A 21,131-nucleotide genomic window follows, 5' to 3' on the forward strand; every position below is an offset into this window, starting at 1 on the left:
ATATGAAAATTGGATTCTTATTTGCCGGTCAAGGTGCCCAAAAAGTAGGGATGGGTAAAGAACTATATGATCAGTATGCATTGGCTGCATCAGTATATGATGGAATGCAACTAGATTATGATGTGAAAAAATTATGTTTTGAAGGACCTGCTGATATGTTGAATGATACAGCATACGCACAGAGCGCGATTCTAACGACATCTTTAGCGATTGCAAGTGTCATTTCAAGTTATGGGATTACGCCTGACTATGTGGCTGGTTTGAGCTTAGGTGAGTATAGTGCGTTAGCTTATGCAGGTGCAATGAGTTATCAAGATGCTGCTACAATTACCCGTAAGCGTGGACAATTGATGTCAAATGCATTACCTGCAGGTACAACAGGTATGGCAGCTGTACTTAATTTAGATGCGACACTAATTCAAGAAGTATGTGATGAAATTAGTGCACAAGGTGAGTTATGCCAAATTGCAAATTATAACTGTCCTGGACAAATCGTAATTACAGGTACAACCAAAGCAATGGAGTTGGCTAGTGAAGCTTTAGTTGAAAAAGGAGCACGTCGTGTCATTCCATTACAAGTGAGTGGAGCCTTCCATTCCAGTTTATTAAAAGAAGCAGGAAGCAAGCTTCGTAGTGTACTACAACAAGTAGAACTTGGCAGTCCAAATCTACCTGTGGTGTATAACATTAGTGGAAAAGAAGAACAAGCGGATTTAGTTGATATTCTTGAAAAACAAATCCAAAGTAGTGTGTATTTTACACAAAGTATCGAATACATGATTGCACAAGGTGTAACAACCTTTATTGAAATTGGACCAGGATCAACATTAAAAGGATTTGTGCGTAAGATTTCACGTGATGTAAACGTATATAGTGTAGAAGATCAAGCAAGTTTAGAAGCGATGATAAAAGAGGTAAAAGCAAATGAATAAAGTTGCATTAATAACAGGAGCAAGCCAAGGAATTGGTCAAGCCATTGCCTTAAATATGGCAAAAGAAGGGTATAATATCGTCATTAACTATATTGGTGATGAAACACCTGCATTAGATACCGCAAAACAATGTGAAGCATTTGGTGTAAAAACACTATGTATTCATACCGATGTGACTGACTATGATGCAGTACAAAACATGGTAGATGAAGTACTTAACGTGTTTGGGAAAATCGATGTACTAGTTAATAACTCAGGAATTACCAAAGATACATTGATGCTTCGAATGAGTGAACAAGATTTCGATGCCGTTATCGATGTCAACTTAAAAGGAACATGGAACTGTATCAAACATGTGATGAAACCGATGATGAAACAACGCAGTGGATCTATTATTTCGATGGCAAGTGTTATTGGTTTAATTGGAAATGTAGGACAAGCAAACTATGCAGCAAGTAAAGCTGGAATCATCGGTCTTACCAAAAGTGTTGCGCGTGAAGTTGCACCACGAGGAATTACAGTTAATGCAATTGCACCTGGATTTATCAGTACTAAAATGACAGATGTATTAACGGATGATGTAAAACAAGCCGTCCTAACAAATATTCCAATGAAAGATTTTGGAACGATGGAAGATGTAGCAAATATGGTTAGCTTTTTAGCAAGTGATAAAAGCCGTTATGTGACAGGACAAGTTCTTCACGTTGATGGCGGAATGGTAATGTAGAGGTTTACATGAAACGTAGAGTAGTAATTACAGGAATGGGTGCTTTAAGTCCTGTTGGAAATAATGCACCAGATACATGGCAAGCGATTAAAGATGGCGTATGTGGAATTGATAAGATTACGCACTTTGATACAACGGACTTTAAAGCAAAGCTTGCTGGAGAAGTAAAAGATTTAGACATGGAAGTATACTTCACAAAACGTGACTTAAAGTTTAATGACCGTTTTACACAGTTTGCACGAATTGCCGCAAAACAAGCAATGGAAGATTCACAATTAATTGTTGAAGCAATTGATGCGACTCGTTTTGGTGTCATTGTTGCTTCGGGGATTGGTGGAATTGAAACAATCGAAAACGCTGAAGATAACTTACAAGATCGTGGACCAAGTCGTGTTTCACCATACTTTATTCCAATGGCATTAGTTAACTTAGCAGCTGGTAGTGTTGCAATTGATGTACAAGCCAAAGGACACTGTAGTAGTCAAGTAACTGCTTGTGCTGCAGGAAGTAATGCAATCGGTGAAGCATTCCATAAAATTCGTGATGGCTATCAGGAAATCATGTTAGCAGGTGGTACTGAAGCAAGTATTACACCACTAGCAGTTGCTGGATTTAGTAGCATGCGTGCATTACATACAGGTGAAGATAAAACACGTGCAAGTATTCCTTTTGATAAAGAACGTAGTGGATTTGTCATGGGAGAAGGTGCAGCAATTCTTGTCTTAGAAGAATTGGAACATGCCAAAAAACGTAATGCAAAAATCTATGGAGAAATCGTAGGATATGGTTCATCATGTGATGCATATCATATTACCGCTCCGATTGGTGATGGTTCAGGTGGTGCACAAGCAATGCGTAATGCCATTCAAGATGCAAATGTTGAAGCAAGCGATATTACATATGTAAATGCACACGGAACAAGTACACCGATGAATGATAAAACTGAAACTGCAGCAATTAAAAGTGCGTTTGCAACACATGCATCAAAACTGATGGTTTCATCAACAAAAAGTAATACAGGACATCTATTAGGAGCAAGTGGAGCAGTTGAAGCATTAATCACAATTAAGGCGATTCAAGATAGCTTTGTGCCAGCAACTATTAACTATAAAGAAGCAGATGAAGAATGTGACTTAGATATCGTACCAAATGAAGGGCGTCATGTAGATATGATGTATGCTATGAGTAATTCCCTTGGATTTGGTGGACACAATGTCAGTTTAATCTTCAAGAAATGGGAGAACTAACATGGTATACAATTCAAATGAAATCCAACAAATTATTCCTCATCGTTATCCCTTTCATCTAGTGGATCGTATCGATGAAATTAGTGAAGATGGAAAAACGATTATTGGAACGAAATGTGTAAGTACAAATGAAATGCATTTTCTTGGACACTTTCCAGAAAAACATGTTATGCCAGGAGTGTTAATTGTAGAAGCACTAGCACAAACTGGATGTGTACTTTTATTATCAAAAGAAGAAAATAAAGGAAAAATCGGTTATTTTGCAGGAATCAATAAACTTCGTTTCAAACAACAAGTGATTCCTGGAGATGTCTTAACCCTTAAAGTTACATTAACGAACCAACGCGCAGGAATCTACTTTGCAGATGTAGAGGCTAGTGTAGATGGTAAAGTAGCAGTAAAGGGTGAAATCATGTGTGCTGTAGGAGCATAACATGATTAAAGGAATTGGCTGTGACATCGTTGAGATTTCACGAATAGAGCAAAATCAAGCAGCTTTTGCAGCTAAGATCTTAACTGCATCAGAGATTACACTCTATGAAACCTTGAAAAATAAACAACGAAAACTTGAATTTCTTGCTGGTCGTTTCGCCGCGAAAGAAGCGATTTATAAAGCATGTAATGAAATGAAACTCATCACGAACATTGAAATTCTCAACGATGAAAATGGCAAACCTGTTTGTCTTGTCGATGGTTATGTCATTCACATATCCATCGCGCATGAGCAGGCATTTGCAATAGCGTATGCAATTTGGGAGGAATAAAACATGAGTCTTTGGCAAATTATTAAAGTCATCCCTTTCTTACCATTTGCTTGGTTTGATGCCATTCGCTTAAAAGGTAAAGATGAAAACAAGATTTATCAATGTTTTCTAAAACATAGCAATCGTGTATTAAAAGTACTTGGATATACGTTAAAAGTAGAAGGAAAAGAAAATATTCCTGAAACAGGTGCAATACTATTTGTTTCCAATCATCAAGGAACGTTGGACCCTGCACTTGTTGTGGCAAGTTGTCCATATCCGATGGCATTTATCTCAAAGAAGAAAAATGAGAAATTGCCAATCTTTGGTCGTATTGCCGTATGTTTAGGTGTCATTCACTTTGACTCGGATACACGTGAAGGAAATGTCTATATGCTACGTGAAGCGGCTAGACGTTTAAAACAAGGAAAACGATTGTTGATTTTTCCAGAAGGAACAAGATCACGCCATGATCAAATGAATCCATTTAAAGCAGGTGCATTGCAACCAGCTTTTCTGGCAAAGGCAACGATTGTCCCAATTACTTTAAATAATGCGTATTGCATTGATGATAAGAAAGACAAAAACAGAAACTTATCGATTACTTATGGTACACCACTTACTTATGAGATGTACAAAGGCAAAGATAAGCAAGAAGTCAGTGACTATATTTATCAAGAAATTGAAAAAAATATTCTGTATACAAACAAATAAAAAAGACATGTATTTGTATCGATAACTCTCACCAAAGGAAAAAAGTGAGAGTTTTTTTTAATTCTATTGTCTTATATATACTGGAGAAAAGTTTCAGGGGCTTTTGTAGTGCTTTTTTGATACGTACTACATAAGTAGATATAAGAAAGGAAGGATTATGAAGAAATACATTTCGAAGAGTATTATGATTGTCGTAGTCATAATGGGGATGTTATTAAGTGATCTAAGTGTGCTTTTTGGACAGGACTTGTCCGTACTTAGAAAAGAAAATGAGATAACAACTCAGTCATCAGATCTTGATGCACATACGATTGGACCTGGTGGAGGTGGGGCTTTATTCAACCCTATCGTAAACCCACAAGATGAAAATAACTTACTTATGACAACAGATATGTCAGGTTCGTTTACATCAGTTGATGGTGGGAAAAGCTGGGTGCAAAGAAACCTAGGTGGAAGTGCAAAGTTCTCATTTAGTAAACATGATCCAAATGTTGTGTATGCTTATAACACACATATTTGGGTTTCTCACAATAAAGGGCTAGATTACGAACGTTTCTATCCAACAAAAGAGAATATTAAAGAAACCGTATCAGGGATTCAAGAAGGGGTGGAATTCACTTACCACGATGCAAGTGCAACGCCAAAAAGCCGTGTTATGGCTTTAGAGGTGGATCCAGATGACCCAAATACTATTTACTATTTCCAAAGAGGACAAAAAAATCAAGCAGTTCCTCAGTTAGTAAAAACGACAGATAACGGAAAAACATGGGAAGTGCTTGCAGAGTGGCCAATGAATACAATGTCAGCATGGCAATATTCACCAACAAGTATTGAGAAATATGTAAAAATACATATTGATCCAGAATCACCAAAAGATGAAAGACGTATTGGTTTATATACAAGTGATGGATTTTTTGAAATCATTGATAATGGAAGTAAAACATATGAAACTTTATCAACTATGACTTCAAGAAATGGAGATATGTATTATGATCCAGTCACTAAAAAAATGGTGATTTATGCAATTGAAAATATTATTACGTTTGATAAGAATGGGAACGAAGTATATACCTACCTTGATTTAATGAAAACAGAAGATGAAGGTAGAACATGGACAAACATTTCAAATGGGTCTGTGGAACCAGAGGCAGGTAGTGATATTACCTATTATGGTGTTGCAGTATATGATGAAAATGTCTACTTAACCTATACATCATCTAAAGGAGAACATAACTCATTAGGAACTGGAGTTGCCAAGTCAACAGATGGTGGAAAAACATGGGAAACTGTACTGAAAGGTTGGGATTCAAAAAACATTGTTGAACATAACTGGACAGAGCTATTTAGTGCAAGAAGTTTATCTGTCGCATGGAATGGACTAAACCGTGGAGTTTCAGTTTGTAAGTCAAATCCAGATATCGTCATGGTATCAACACATGGTAATGCATACATATCAAGAGATGGAGGAGCCACTTGGTATGATACAAACAGTGATTTTGATGCTGAAACAGCATTTGGAAAAACGCGTGGAGTTGATCAAATCACAAGTTGGGATGTTGATGTTGACCCATTTGATGACCAACACATGTTTATTAGTTACTCAGATGTTGGTTTATTTGAATCAAAAGATGGTGGAGACACATGGAGACGTTCGCAAAATAATGGGATTCCACACCAAAGCTACTATTCAAATTCGGCATATTCATTAGAATTTGACCCAGATATTGAAGGGCTTGTATTTGCTGGAATGAATGGATGTCATGATTTAAATATTGGAACGTATATCATCGATATTTTGAAATTGGCTGATTTGACAAAACAAGATGAAAATAAATCAGGATTTAGATGGGTTGGAGGAATATTACGTTCAACTGATGGTGGTGCAACTTGGAGTGCAACAGGTACATTAGGAACACAACCCGTGCGTGAAGATGATGGGATTACTGGACTACCTGACCGTGCAATGGTCACAAGTGTTGTAATTGATCCAAACAGTCCAAAAGAAATCGATAAACGTGTTGTCTATGCATCATGTATTGGTTATGGTGTGTATCGTTCAACCGATGGAGGAATCCACTGGGAAAAATACAATATGGGAATGGAAGATGAACCATATCAAATGCCTTGGCGTTTAGAATACAATGCAGATTACTCAAGACTCTATGTTGTATTTGCCCAAATGGGTGGAGGAGCAAAAACTGGAACTGAAGAAGGAAAGCTTGCACTAATTGATTATCACCCAGGAGATGGTCCAGTCTATTACTTAGAACGTGGACAAGACACATGGACAAAATTAGCATCGATGCCAAGTAATGCAAATAGTGATGCGAATATGGAATCTAGCTGGAAAGGTAACGACTATGTATCTGTATTCAGTGGAGTTTCATTTGATAGTAAAGGAAATATCTATGCCTCTGGTAAAGTAGCTTCACTAAATGGTGCTCCAGGAAAACGTGAATTCGGTGGAGGATGGGTTTCAGGTGACGATGGTCATACTTGGAAACTGATTTATCCTTCTAATGAAAACGTATACGATTTACAAGTAGATAGCCGTAACGATAATGTACTGTATTTATGTAATACGACAGGTGGAGAAGTATATGTATCTTACAAAGGTGCAGATACAACTTTTGATGATTGGATTAAGCTTGATGGATTCCAGTTTACGGTACCGACTCGTGTTATTGAAGATAGTCGTGATCCAAAATACATGTATACAACAACATTTGGTGGAGGTGTTTGGCATTTAGAATTACCACAACCAGTTGTGACAGAACAACATACGATTACTTATGATGGAAATGGTATAACTGCAGGTGCTGCACCAGTTGATACAAATGCAACGTATGCTAAGAAAAGTAAAGTAAAAGTATTAGGTACAGCAACTATGAATAATACTGGTAAAACATTTATTGGTTGGAATACCAAAGCAGATGGTAGTGGAGACATGTACCAAGAAAATGATGAATACTACCTAGTAAGAAATACTGTACTTTATGCACAGTGGCGTGATACAAACACAAAACTAAACGTAGTTTATGATGCAAATGATGCAACAAGTGGAAGTGTACCAGTAGATAGTGATTCTCCATATACACTAAATAGCGAAGTTACTGTATTAGATAATACGGATTTAGAAAAAGATGGATACCGTTTTGTTGGTTGGAATACCAAAGCAGACGGTAGTGGTACTGATTATGTAGCAGATGATACATTTGTAGCTGTAGATGATGTGACTTTATATGCACAGTTTTCAAAACTATACACTGTGACATATCACAACATGGATGCTACAGAAGGTGATACCCCAGTTGACACGAAACAATACATTGCTGGAGAACGTGCAGATATATTAAGTAGTGCAGGTTTAGAAAAAGATGGGTATGTACATCGTGGATGGAGTACATCAGAAGACTATACAGGTGGAGTATACAAAGAAGGAAGCAGTATCCCAATTAAAGGGGATGTAAACTTATATGCATACTGGAAACCTGAATTACATATGTACTATGATGGAAACGGAAACACACATGGTAGTGCGCCAGTGGATAGTAACCGTTATGCAGATATCGATGTCATTAAAGCACTTGACTATGGAACACTAGTTAAAGAAAATTATGAATTTGATTCATGGAATACAGAACCAGATGGATCAGGAACCACATACAAACTAAATGCACAATTTATGATTAAAGAAGATTTAACATTATATGCACAGTGGAAAAAACTTGAAGAAAAAGAAGAAGATGTAACTGTTGTTTATAGTAAAAATCTAGCAACTAGCGGTAGTGCACCAGTGGATGCAAACTCACCATATGCATATGGATCACTTGTAAAAGTCATGGATAAAGGTGACTTAGAAAGAGATGGATACATCTTTGCAGGATGGAGAAATATTGCTGTTGGTGGATCAAAAATCTACAAACCTGGTCAATACATGGTAGTCACAAGCAATGTATTATTCTATCCACAATGGGTTGATGAAAATGATGTCACATACAACATCACATACAATGGAAATGGACAGACTGCAGGTTCAAAACCAATCGATATCAATGCTCCATATAAGGGAAGTGAAAAAGCAACAATCCTTGGACAAGGAACACTACTAAAAGATGGATTTGAATTCGTTGGTTGGAATACACAAGCAGACGGTAGAGGAATTACATACCAACCAGATCAAGTGGTACAATTCGATGGAGATGTAACATTGTATGCACAGTGGCGTGATAAGAGTATTCCGTTATCTGTAAGTTATGATGCAAATGGAGCAACAAGTGGAAGTGTACCAGTCGATACAGGTTCACCATATACATTAAAAGATCCAGTTGTCGTAGCAGATAAACTTGATTTAGTAAAAGATGGATATATCTTTACTGGATGGAATACAAGTCCTAAAGGTTCTGGAGATAGTTATCAGCCAAATGAAACATTCAATATCTTAAATGACACTGTACTATATGCACAGTGGTCAAAAGAACTACATGTTACATATCATGGAACACAAGCAGAGAGTGGAAGTGTACCAACAGACAGTACGATTTATGTGAAAAATGATACTGTGACGGTAAAAGACAATGTGGATTTACTAAAAGAAAATCATTTCTTCTTAGGATGGAACACAAAAGAAGATTACTCTGGAACATTATATAAACCAAATGCAACATTCGCGATTCGTGAAGATGTTGATTTATATGCACAATGGGTTCCAGCAAAGAAAATTATCTATGATGGAAATGGACATACACATGGAAGTGTTCCAGTCGATCCAAAAGAATACAATGAAAACGAGCGTGCAAAATTAGCATATAAAGGTGACTTAGTAAAAGATGGATATGAGTTCAAAGGATGGAATACAGAAGCTGATGGTTCTGGAAAAACATATAGAGAAAATGATCCAGTAATTATGACAAGTCAATTAAAACTATATGCGAAGTGGGAAAAAGTGACGGATACTTCAAAAGAGTGGACAGTTGTTTACTATGCCGCAGATAGCGCAGTTAAAGGAAGTGCACCAGTGGATGCAAACTCACCATATAAAAATGGAGATTTAGTTCAACTAAAAGGTCCTGGTGACATGAAAAAAGAAGGATATAAATTTGTTGGTTGGACAAACCGGATGGTTTCTGCTCCAATCATCTACAAAGAAGGACAATATGTCACAATTACAAACGATATGATTATGTGGTCGCTTTGGGAAAAAGTAGATGCAGAAGCTGAAAAATTCACCTTAACATATGATGGAAATGGACATACAAGTGGTAGTGTACCAGTTGATACAAGTAGTCCATATCTTGCAACTGATTCAATTCAAGCAAAAGCGGTAGGTGATCTTGCTCGTGATGGTTATACATTTGCTGGATGGAATACCAAAGCAGATGGTAAAGGAATTGCATATAATGCCGGAGATACATTTACAATTTCAAGTGATACCATCCTGTATGCACAGTGGACAAAAGATGCAGTGTATGAAGTAAACTATACATTCGTATCGCAAGATCCAAGCTTAACATTGCCAAGTGATGTAACAGATTTACTGCCTAGCAAACATACAAATGTAGCCAATGGAGCAACGGTAAACAAAGTAGATCCTACAACAACATCTGTGGTAGATAATGCCAAAGGTGGAACATGGCAATTTGTTGGCTATGATGTAGATTCAATTACAATTAATAAAGCCAATGCAACATTTACCGGAACATGGAAATTTGTGCCAAATACATTTGAAGTAGATTACAAGTTCATCGCAAACGATGGAAGTACTTTACCAAGTGATGTAACAGCTTTATTACCTAGCAAACATAAAAATGTAGCAAATGGAGTAACGGTAAACAAAGTAGATCCTACATCAACATCAGTCGTAGACAATGCTAAAGATGGAACATGGAAGTTTGTTGGCTATGATGTAGATTCAATTACCATCAATAAAGCCAATGCAACATTTACTGGTACATGGAAATTCGTGGCAAACACATACGAAGTAGATTACAAATTCGTCGCAAAAGATGGAAGTGTATTACCAAGTGATGTGACTGATTTACTACCAAGTAAACATACAGGAAAAGTACATGGTGATAGCGTAGTTGCTACACAACCGTTAGTTGATGAGGTCGTGGTAAGTGATGGTAAATGGGTATTTAATGGTTATGATACAGACCCAATTGTTGTAAATAAAGCAAGTGCGACATTTACTGGTGAGTGGGAATATATTGCTAATCCAGTAGTTAATGAATATGTCGTAAACTACAAATTCGAAAGTGAAGATTCAAGTATTTTACTACCAAGTGAGTTGATGGACTTCCTACCAACAGAACATCAAAATGTGCATGATACAGACGTTATAAATGCAACCCTTCCAAGCCAAACAACGTATGTAGATACTGCAAACGATGGAGTCTGGGAATTTGTTGGATACAATGTGAACACATATACAATTGCAGGTAAAAATGAAACATTCACAGGAACATGGCGTTTCACAGCAAATGAATATGAAGTAGACTACACATTCGTATCAAATGATGGAAGTCCTCTTCCACTTGAAGTATTAAACCTACTACCACAAAAACATGAACAACTTGTTAATGGAAATGTCGTAACACTAACTCAACCAACATCAACAAGTGTAACTGTCACTGGTGGAAAATGGGTATTCAAAGGATATGGAATGGATAACATTACAATCAACAAACAAGATGCAACAGCTACAGGAACTTGGGAATTCGTCGCTGATACACCAACAGTGAAATATTCAATTACATACTATGTTGTAGAAGCGGATGGTTCATACAAAGCTGTGAAAGTGGAATTCTTTAATAAAGATGAAGTGGTTCTTGTCTTAGATGGTTCAACATTCAAACGTGAAGGATACACATTCGTTGGTTGGAATACAAGCAAAGATGGTTCAGGAACAATGTATGATTCTAATGCTTCACTAACAATCAGTGGAGCAAATGTGGAATTATATGCAATTTGGAAAAAAGATGTTGTTACGCCACCTAAAGACGATACAACGCCACCAAAAGATCCAAGTGTTCCACCAATCGTGGATCCTAGCAAACCAACCGATCCAAGTTTACCAAGCAAAGGAAACGACTCAACTACAAAAGGTAGTGGTTCTAATGTAAGTACAGGAACACAAAAAGTAAGTAAAAGTGTACTTCGTAACACATTTGCACTAGTTGGTTCACTTGCAGTAATCGGTGTATTATTTAGTAGAAAGAAACGAAAAAAATCGTAATATGATGGAAGCAACGAAGATGTTCCTCTTCGATTACTTCAGGACTGGCCCTTTGGGTTGGTCCTTTTTTCGTGTAAAAAAGACACCTTTGAAGGTGCCTAGGTAATTATGCATCAGTTAATGGAATCACTATAGAACTATAAAACTGTTCAAGATCATTTGAAAATTTACAGTATCCATTATATGAACTAACAATGGTTGAAATTGAAGAAAGTCCAATTCCAGAAGGTGCATCCACTTTTGAAGAAATGTAAGTATTCTCATACTTGTGGATATGTGAACTGTGACAACTATTGTCCATAGTAATCACAAGGTTTTGTCTAGTAATACACATATGTAATTTAATGCTTGTTGCATCTGTAATATCACTGCAACTCTCAATTGCATTTTCAAGTAGATTTCCAACTACAATACATAAATCACTATCTTGTACTGTAGTAATTTCACTAGGTAAATCAATCGCAAGACGAATTTGAATGTTTGCATGGTTAGCAACATCATAATAGAAGTTTAAAATTGCATTTAAATTAATGTTATTTGTGAAACGTACATGATCACTGGTTGCAATACTTTCACTCAAATTTGAGATATAGCCATTTAATTCGTCATATGCACCTTGTTGCAATAAAGTATGCATTAAGCGATATTGATGTTTTTGGTCATGACGGAGTTGTTGTGATTTTTCGAAGTAGCGACGAATCGTTTCATACTCATCATGCAAAATCTCTAGATGCTTTTTCTCGCCTTGTAATTTAGATATGGTTTGTGCCGTATCTACATTGACTTCAATTAGGTGAAATAGAACACTAATTGTTACTGCTTCAACAACTGCCATTACGCACATATACAACGTAAAGATGATTGGTCTTGCAATACTTGTAAAACCGATTGATGTAATTGCGATTGTAAATACAGTTGGAAGCAACCAATAGGTTTTCCAATTTGTTAATTGCAATTTCTCAATTGTAGAATAAACAAAATTTGATAATACAAATTGAGCTATGAATCCACCAACAATCATACAAAAGGTACTCCAAATCATCATGATTGTGTCGTAATTCAAATTTGCCATAGATGTAAATCCATAAGCAAAGGCAATGAGACCATCAGATAATAAAGCAAGTAATACAAAGACATTGGTAGCAAGCGCAACAACAAAAGCGCTTTTATATATCGATACTTGAAGCACATGGTGATGATACAATAATCCACAAACCAAAAAGATTGGTAGTAATAAATTGAACACATATCCATCTGCAAGTGCACTTATTAGTGCAAAGATACAACTTGCCATAAAGGAAGTAACCAAAACATTAGATAATGAAACTACCAGTTCCTTGCGAACTGGATAAAAACTTAATAACACACCAATCATTAGGATAATGATGCCATGAACATAGCTAAACATATCAAATGTCATGAGAATCACCACGCGTGCTTTCAATTAAGAAATCATGCCATTTTTGTTTGATTTCTTCTGCACCTTTCTTTCGAATATAGATTTTTGCTCCATTTTCCATAATGAAGTCTTCTTCAAGTTTTTTTACGTAGTTGAAGTTTACGATGTAGGAGCGATGCGTACGTACAAATGATGATGGTAATAACTGTGACATCACATCAATTGATAGATGTACACATATAGGACCATCTGTTGTATGAATCATTGTATTTTTTCCATAGATTTCAATATACATAATTCGTTGGCAAGCAACGTCAATACGTTTTCCTTCACTCACAAAAGGAATATATCGAACATCTTCTTTTTGTTTACGTACTTGTTGGAGAACTTGATTGATGTCCTCCGATTTTACGGGTTTGATTAGGTATTGTAGGGCTTGTACACGATATCCAGCAAGAGCATATTCATTATTCGATGTAGTGAATACTAGATGGGTATGGCTGTCTTGTTTGCGAATGTGCTCGGCAAGTGTAATCCCATTAATTTCTTTCATGCAAATATCTAAGAAAATAACATCATAGATAAAAGGTTGCATGTGTTCAATAAATTCTTCACCACTTGTAAATGTTTCAATTTGCGTTTCAAATCCACTTTGTGCAAGTAATTGTTTAAGATGTGTAGCATCAGTAGTATCATCTTCACAAATTGCGATTCGTACCAGTTTTGTCATACTCATATGATAAAATCCCCCCGTTCAAGTCTTCTATTCTTTACCATAGCCATTATACGTTGTCAACAACTTTTCGCGCTACTGAAAGGATTGGTTTACATCTCAAGAATTACATTAATTGTGTGTATAATTGAACATATCGAAGGGAGATATTGTATGAAAAAGATTACAGTTGTACTGTTGTCCGTTTTTATTGTGCTTACAAGTTTACAAGTACCAGTTCTATCAAAGGACACAAAACAAACGGAATACGTAACTAGTACGAAAGAAAACACCACAGTGTATGTGGATAAAGATAATGGTCGTTTTGCCATTCAAGAAAATCATGATGAACTCAATGATGATCGATTGGGAACGACAATATTTGAAATTGAAGGAAAGGTATATACATATGGTTCAAGTGATGATGCACTTGAAACGATGTTTGAAGCACCAACAATTGATGGCGAAGGTGCAATTCAAAGTGTTTGGTATGTAAAACAATATCAAATTGTACAATCAATTTCCTTTGTTGAAAGTGATGATCAGAAAAGCTATGGTGTAAGTATTCGCTATGATGCATTTGAAAATGGAGTACCACTAACAAATGTAAAAGCAATGAGTATCATTCCGATTACTTATAAAGATTCACAAACGTTATATTTTGATGATACAGAAGTTAAGCAAGCAACAACGTTTACGGATAAAATACCAACAGGATTTGTAAGTAGTGATAATGATGGGTCCATTTATGGACAATTTTCAAGTTGTACAAGTAAAGTACAATTTGGTTCACTTGCACAAATGCAAAGTAAACAATTTTCGTATGCGACAAAAGATGACGCACTTGAAAATGCTGCATTAGCAGTAACTTTTGAGGGTGCATTAACTGATACAGAACCATACATTTCAACAATTGTTGGATATACAGCAAAAAAAGAAGTGAAAGCAACTGAAAAGATTGCTACACAAGCATCACCTACTGAAAACTATCAAGATACCTTTGTTACTAAACAAGGTGACGTAAACGATGGAGTTGATTTAGCTGGCGCATTATCAGGTGCGGATCTAGTAAATCCTTTAGGGGTCGAAAGGTTAGTGCGAATTGGTTCGGGACCAGTACCTGATTATAGTGCAACAAGAATTTCAAGAACTTCTGCACCATTTGGTTTTCCAAATACAATAAGTCATCTATCAGATAATAAAAACCTCCAGTTCTATTGGGATGTACTCCCAGGAGAGAAGACAGGAGAGGTCATGCTTGTTGCGACAGAATTGTTCAACATCAACCAATTTCATGATCCAAACAATATTCCTGCGGAAGGTTTACAATGGTCGAATTCAGATTTGAATACTTATATGAATGGCGAAAGTGAAGATTCATTTTTAAGAAACTTTAATGCTTCGGAATTAGCAAATATGCCGATTTCACATGTTGTGACTTATCGTGGTACAGAAAAGTATAACGGGCAAACGATAAAGTTATATGATGAAACAGATGCACGTTTCTATCTTCCATATTACATTACTGGATCTATCGAAAAAGCTATTGTGACAAACCAAACTGCACAAAGACATCTTATAGGTTTTGATAGTGATCAAAAGAAAGCGGATGAAAAGGGAAGTGTTCAATACTTTCAAAGTGGAGTAGTTGCTAATGGTGCAGCTAGAAGCAGGCCCTCTAGTATCGGAGGTGAAGATAATTGCCTCATGACATCAGAAGCCCCGTATTTTCTTAGGACGGTACAAGATGGAAAACCAACCGTATATGACTTCTTTTACCAGTTTGCACCTAATGAAGATGCAAAAAAGTTTGTGAATACGATTCTTCCACTGGATCCAGATACACATATCTATTTCCGTCCAATCACAAAACTGAATGTGAGTAATATCGTTGACATAAAGTCAAGCCGTCTTACTTTAACGCAAGATAATGTTGCTGATATTGAAGCAACGGTAGGTTCATTAACTATCGATGGTCTAAAAGATAGCACGCAGGATATCTTGAAAGATGGATTGGTGCTTGAACGTGAGTTTTCTATTCAAAGTCAATTACCAGAAGGTGCAAATGCAGCAACTTACAATTTAAAATACAAAGTTGTTGATACAGATGAAAATGGCGTTCGTACTATTGTTAGTCGTGGAAGTTCAAACGATCTAACAAAACTTACAATTGCACCAACTGATTTAGTTAAAGATACAACATATGATGTATATGTTTGGTTAGAAAACACATCAAATTCACGTTCGAATGAAGCAACACGCCCAATACATTTTAAAGCTTCACTAAATGATAGTACATATGATGTACAAGTAAATATTGATGAACATACGACAACTGAATCAGATGCACTAGAAATTCTGGATTTGGAAGGGCAAGCGAAGATAAGTTTTGCACCATATGAGGTTGTTGCTTTTAAAGGTGCGAAAGTTAAAAATACGGATACACATAAATTACAATTACGTGTGAAACGAGATGGAAGTAATATAGAAGTTCCATATACATATGATGTTAAGAGTAAAACATATCGTTTCATTATGCCAAAAGGCAATGTGACAATTTATGCAGAAGCAATTAGCAAAAGTCAAAGAAGCATCTCAATTCTAGGAAAAGAGAATCGTGAATATCTAACAAACGCTACAGTATCGACGAACTCTGTATATGCAAATGATACAGTTACAATTGATGCACGTGTAGATCATGCCGACTACTATTTAGATACAGTTGAAGTATATGAACGTGATTACAATTTTGCCTTAGAAAAAACTGAAGAAACTCCAGTAAATGTGTTTACAGATACACACATCAAATCATTTGATGAAGAAAGTACGCTTTCATTTACAGTTCCTGAAGGTGAAAAAGACTTCATTATATATGTAAATGTGAAAAAGAAACCAAGTTATCGAGTTGAAATAGATTTAGCAGATATGGATTATATCCGTAGTACGAATTCGACATTTGAACTATATGGAAATAAACTGATTGCAAAAGATGTTGCTCCAGGACAACGAATTAAATTGGATGTCCAATCAACGAAAGCATATCGTGGATTTACAGTAGGTCAACTTGAAGGAGTTGATGCTGAAAACATCGAAGTCGATTCACAAATTCAAAATCGAAATGTGGGTTATCAAGCAAGTATTGCATTCACACTTCCAGCCTATGATAAAAATCAAAAGGAAGAACGAACGTACACATTACCACTTTACGAAAAGAAGTTATATGAATCGTATGAAATTGATTACTTATTCTCAGATCATTCAATTATCTATGATTTAACTGAAATCTACGTACGAGGAAAAAATCTTGGACAAATTAAAGGTGAAGATGGATTAGATGCATTAGAAGATGAAACGCTGAAACAACAAATTCAAACGATTCGTATTGGTGGTTCAAGTGACATTGAAGAAAATGTAAGCATTGATCCAAGCAAAGCTGTCGTAACAGAACAAGGAAGACAACTAAAAGTTGCACTAGATGAAGAAACAAAAAAAGAAATTGCAAAAACATTTGATGTGCAAGATGACTTTGGCTATTTATACATTACAGTTGGAACACATACAGTAAAGTATAAAGTATATACAAATGAGAAATTACGTTATGAACCATTCTCAATTGTCGGAATTACGCAAGAAGGAAAGACACATAAAATTGTCTTAGCAGATTCCCAACAAGATCTACTTGAAAAAACAAGTGGAAAAGAATTATTAATTACGTTGAAGGGTTCTATTCAATTTAATCGTGAAACGGAAATCTATGAATTATTAGAAGGTCAAACACTGATGAATGGTGTAATTACCTATACAGCGTATGGCGATAGTAATATTACCTTACAACAAGACAAAGATGGAATATTGCTTGCAGGAGAAAGTGGAGAATTATCTACAGCAGGTTTCCAATTCTTTAAATCAAAAGATCGACCATTCTCTTTACGTCTAGATAAAGGTGTTGCATATACAACGGATGGATACGATATAGAAGGAAAAGAGAATATCCGTTTAGATTGGTCAGGAACAAAAGGACTTAACCAAATTAAAAAAGTGAAAGTAATTTCAGGTACAGCAGTTGAACTAGAAGACATTGTTCTATTAAAAGGGAAGATTGTCTTTGGTGGAAAGATGAGTATTGATGTACCATTCTCAAGTGTTCCTTTAGCAATGGTCGAGTTGCAACAACTTCACATGGCAGTTGAAAATGGAGCAATGAAAGTCAAAGGTGCGATTGCAAATGGAAGTGCTGAACTTTCAGAAAACTCAATCCCATTCATGGAATTAAGTGCAAGTGCAAAAGCTAATATTAATACATTTGAAAGAACATACGAATTTGAAGCAAGTGTAGATTTTAATGTCTTTGAATTTGAAGGAGAACTAGCACTTGCACCAATAAGTTCAGGAGCACTAGTGCCTGATACCCTTGATTTCTATGTTGGAGGAAGCGGAATTCCTGTAATTCCACCAAACATCATGGAATTAACTGGTGGAGGTGGTGGTTTCACCGGATTAAAAGATACAATTGATAAAAACTATAAAGTGTATCCACCAATTGTCGCAAATATTAAAGCGAGCATGGCGTTCTTTGAAGTATTAAATATGAAAGGGCAAATTAATGCAGGACCAACAGAGTTCTCATTTGATGCAAGTCCTTCATTTGAACTTGGAAGTATTAAATTTGAACCATTCAATAAACTTGGTGGAGGATTATATCTTTCAGAACAAGCAATGGAATTAAAATATGAAGTAGATGCCCAAATTTTCAAAGACACGGAATTTATCCGTGGAGGTGGAAAAGGGTCAATCGGATATGACTTTGTGAAGAAGCGTCCAACCTTTAGTGGAAGTTTATATGCACGACTTCAAATTCCAAAGATCAATTTAGGTTTATTTAGCGTAGGTCCAATTAAGTTATTAGATATTAATCTTGGAATTTCAAGTGATAACATTCATGGAAAATTTAAGATTATTGGAATTGGATTTGGGGTTCGTTACAGTTGGGGAAATAAGAAAGTAAGTTTCTTCCGTTCTTTACTAGACAATTCGCCAGTGCATGACCAAGTGATCTATGATGAAAATCATAATGCAGTAGGATTGATGAGTTTTGGAACCAACGTCGAAATTGTTGATGCGCAAATGCCATTTGCATTTATGCGTATGCCGCAAACCGAATACAACTATGAAAATGTACGTGATACCGAATTCTTAACAATCAATGGAACACGTGATCAGGTGATCGTGGAATACTTTGATGAAACAAGTCAAAGTTATGTTCCATATACACTGCATTTCCCACGGACTACTGCAGCAAGTGATACACAACCGTATACGGAAGAAGAACTGAGTTACGCACATGTAAATGCACTTGATGTTGTAAGTGGAACAGAAAAATCAATGATGGTAAATCTTGATGGAAATTTAAGTGCTAAATGGAAGGTACGTTCAAAAGATGGATCATCGATTTCAGTAACGCGTTTAAATGCAAAACCGATGGAAGAAATTAGTGACTTTACATATGCCAACAAACAAGTGGACTTCACGTTACAAAACTTAGATAACACACAAAGTTATAGTGTTGATGTATATGTGGATAAAGACAAAAATGATATCAGTGATGAAGGAATTTATGTAGGAAATTATGAAGTAGATTCCACTTCCATTGTAGATGGTAAAATCACAGGTCAAATCGCAGTTGATTTAGACAGCTTTGCTTCTAATTTAGCAAGTGGAGAGTACTATGTACATGGTGTACTTCAAGGTACGTATACAGAAAGTGATAACCAACAAGCAAAATCCGTTCGTCAAACTGAAGATGGTAACTATGAGCAAACAAATGAAAATGCACGAAGTGTATTTAGTAAAATCGTAGATCAAACAAATACGATTACATTTACGAATGCAAATATGCCTAGCCCAGTTGAAGAATTTGTCTTTGAAAATCATGGAAGTGATACTTTTAAAGCAACTTGGAAAGCTTCAAGTAATGCGAAAAATGAAGCAGCAAGTTATGAAATACGTGTACTTGGTGAAGATGGAAACCAAGTATACCGTAAAGAAGGAAGCGTTGATGGAAGTGATGTTGCACTTAATGATGCACCAGTAATTTACACGATTGATGCAAGTGCTTCAAGTAATGATACCTATGAAGCAGTGCTTTCAGGATTAGAAGGTGGAAAATCATACAAGATGCAAATTACACCATTTGTTTCTGTGAAATCAGATGCACTTGATAAAGAAGTTTCAATTAGTGGAACTTCATACATTAGCGAAGTAAAACAATTGCGTAAAGCAACCTATCCAACACTAGATGTCCAATTTGCAAATGCGACAACATTTAATAGTGCTGCGGATGATCTAACTGTATTATCAACGGGAACGTATGATTTACATATCCAAAGTGATCAAGATTGTAGTTATGAAGTACGCATCAATGATGCAAGTGTCATAAACAGTACAACAAGTGAAGAAAACTTTACCACAAATATCAGCCATGAAGCAGATACATCATATGCACAAGTTGTAGTTGTAGCTACAAATACGCATGGAGATAGTAGTTTCTATAGTTATATCTCACAAGTGGATAATCAAGCACCAAACTTGTTTGTGGATACAGAAGATGGAATTATTACAACTGATGAAGAAGGTAACTTTACAGTCACTGGAACTACAGAAGCAGGATTATTTATGCATATGAATCTAGCAACTGCAAGTGAACAAACAGCTGATGCGGAAGGAAACTTCACATTGGTTGGATGTTTACCAGAAAACCAAGATGAAGCGATGATTACCATTACATCACGTGATTTAGCTGGAAATAGTACGGATGCTATGATTCAAGTAAAACGCGCGAAAGAAGAAGTTACATTCTACACAATTCAAGCAACCGCAGGACAACATGGTTCGATTTCGCCAAGTGGTGAAGTATTAGTAGAAGCAGGGATGAATGCAAGTTTTAGTTTTAGTGCAGATACGGACTATGAAATTGCAAAAGTACTAGTAGATGGTATAGATGTAGGAGTTGTTGAATCATACAGCTTCACAGATGTAAATGCAGATCATACGATTGAAGTTGAATTCAAGGAAGTAGAGAAGACACCAGAAATTAAAGATCCAGAAGAAACACCAAAGGATCCAGAAGGTGAAACTCCTACAAATCCAGATGATAAGCAACCAGAAAAAGAAGTTATTGAAACATTACCAGCTACAAAAGATGACAAGCAAAATGAAAGTCATACATCAACTGTACAAGCACAAGATACATCGCAAGTACAGTGGTGGTTACTTGTTCTTGGATTTTCTATGATGGTATGGGTTTACACATTCTATCGTAGACAAAGAAGATAAAATGAATGAGAGGTTATCCAGATTGGATAGCTTCTTTTCTTTTGAATACAAAAAAATGTTTTTTTATGACATATAGTTATTTTGATTT

General features: G+C 36.0%; 10 protein-coding genes. 8 read left to right on the plus strand and 2 right to left on the minus strand.

Annotated elements, in window-relative coordinates; all coding sequences use genetic code 11:
- Positions 1–2: 2 nt before the first annotated feature.
- From fabD to M2098_RS00125, 7 genes are all read left to right on the plus strand, one after another.
- The gene (fabD, locus tag M2098_RS00095) at positions 3–932 is read left to right on the plus strand and encodes an ACP S-malonyltransferase (protein WP_280681018.1); all 930 of its coding nucleotides are present in this window, start codon (positions 3–5) and stop codon (positions 930–932) included.
- Positions 925–1,659, plus strand: a complete 735-nt coding sequence (gene fabG, locus M2098_RS00100) for a 3-oxoacyl-[acyl-carrier-protein] reductase (protein WP_280681017.1) — start codon at positions 925–927, stop codon at positions 1,657–1,659. The genes fabD and fabG overlap by 8 nt, the downstream gene beginning before the upstream one ends.
- 8 nt (positions 1,660–1,667) lie before the next feature.
- Entirely contained in the window at positions 1,668–2,906 is a 1,239-nt protein-coding gene (gene fabF / locus M2098_RS00105; RefSeq protein ID WP_280681016.1) for a beta-ketoacyl-ACP synthase II, read from the plus strand.
- 1 nt (position 2,907) lies between these two features.
- On the plus strand, positions 2,908–3,339 hold the full coding sequence (gene fabZ / locus M2098_RS00110; RefSeq protein WP_134170446.1) for a 3-hydroxyacyl-ACP dehydratase FabZ: 432 nt from the start codon (positions 2,908–2,910) through the stop codon (positions 3,337–3,339).
- Between the two features lies 1 nt (position 3,340).
- Positions 3,341–3,670 carry a holo-ACP synthase gene (gene acpS, locus M2098_RS00115; protein ID WP_134170448.1) on the plus strand — a complete coding sequence of 110 codons (330 nt, stop codon included), beginning with the start codon at positions 3,341–3,343 and terminating at the stop codon, positions 3,668–3,670.
- Between the two features lie 3 nt (positions 3,671–3,673).
- Positions 3,674–4,363, plus strand: coding sequence for a lysophospholipid acyltransferase family protein (locus tag M2098_RS00120; protein ID WP_134170450.1), 690 nt, complete (start codon positions 3,674–3,676; stop codon positions 4,361–4,363).
- Between the two features lie 157 nt (positions 4,364–4,520).
- Positions 4,521–11,600: an InlB B-repeat-containing protein gene (locus tag M2098_RS00125; protein ID WP_280681009.1), complete on the plus strand. Its 7,080-nt coding sequence runs from the start codon at positions 4,521–4,523 to the stop codon at positions 11,598–11,600.
- Positions 11,601–11,706: 106 nt separating this feature from the next.
- Here M2098_RS00125 and M2098_RS00130 read toward each other — a convergent pair whose 3' ends face one another.
- Together M2098_RS00130 and M2098_RS00135 are read right to left on the minus strand one after the other, a co-directional pair.
- Complete coding sequence (locus M2098_RS00130) at positions 11,707–13,020, minus strand: GHKL domain-containing protein (protein ID WP_280681008.1); 1,314 nt, start codon at positions 13,018–13,020, stop codon at positions 11,707–11,709.
- Positions 13,010–13,735: a LytTR family DNA-binding domain-containing protein gene (locus M2098_RS00135; protein WP_280681006.1), complete on the minus strand. Its 726-nt coding sequence runs from the start codon at positions 13,733–13,735 to the stop codon at positions 13,010–13,012. Before M2098_RS00135 ends, M2098_RS00130 begins: the two co-directional genes overlap by 11 nt.
- A gap of 150 nt (positions 13,736–13,885) precedes the next feature.
- Between M2098_RS00135 and M2098_RS00140 the strand changes: the two genes are divergently transcribed.
- On the plus strand, positions 13,886–21,043 hold the full coding sequence (locus M2098_RS00140; RefSeq protein WP_280681004.1) for a hypothetical protein: 7,158 nt from the start codon (positions 13,886–13,888) through the stop codon (positions 21,041–21,043).
- Positions 21,044–21,131 lie beyond the last annotated feature (88 nt).

This window comes from Breznakia sp. PFB1-19 (assembly GCF_029893935.1).
GTDB lineage: Bacteria > Bacillota_I > Bacilli_A > Erysipelotrichales > Erysipelotrichaceae > Breznakia > Breznakia blatticola.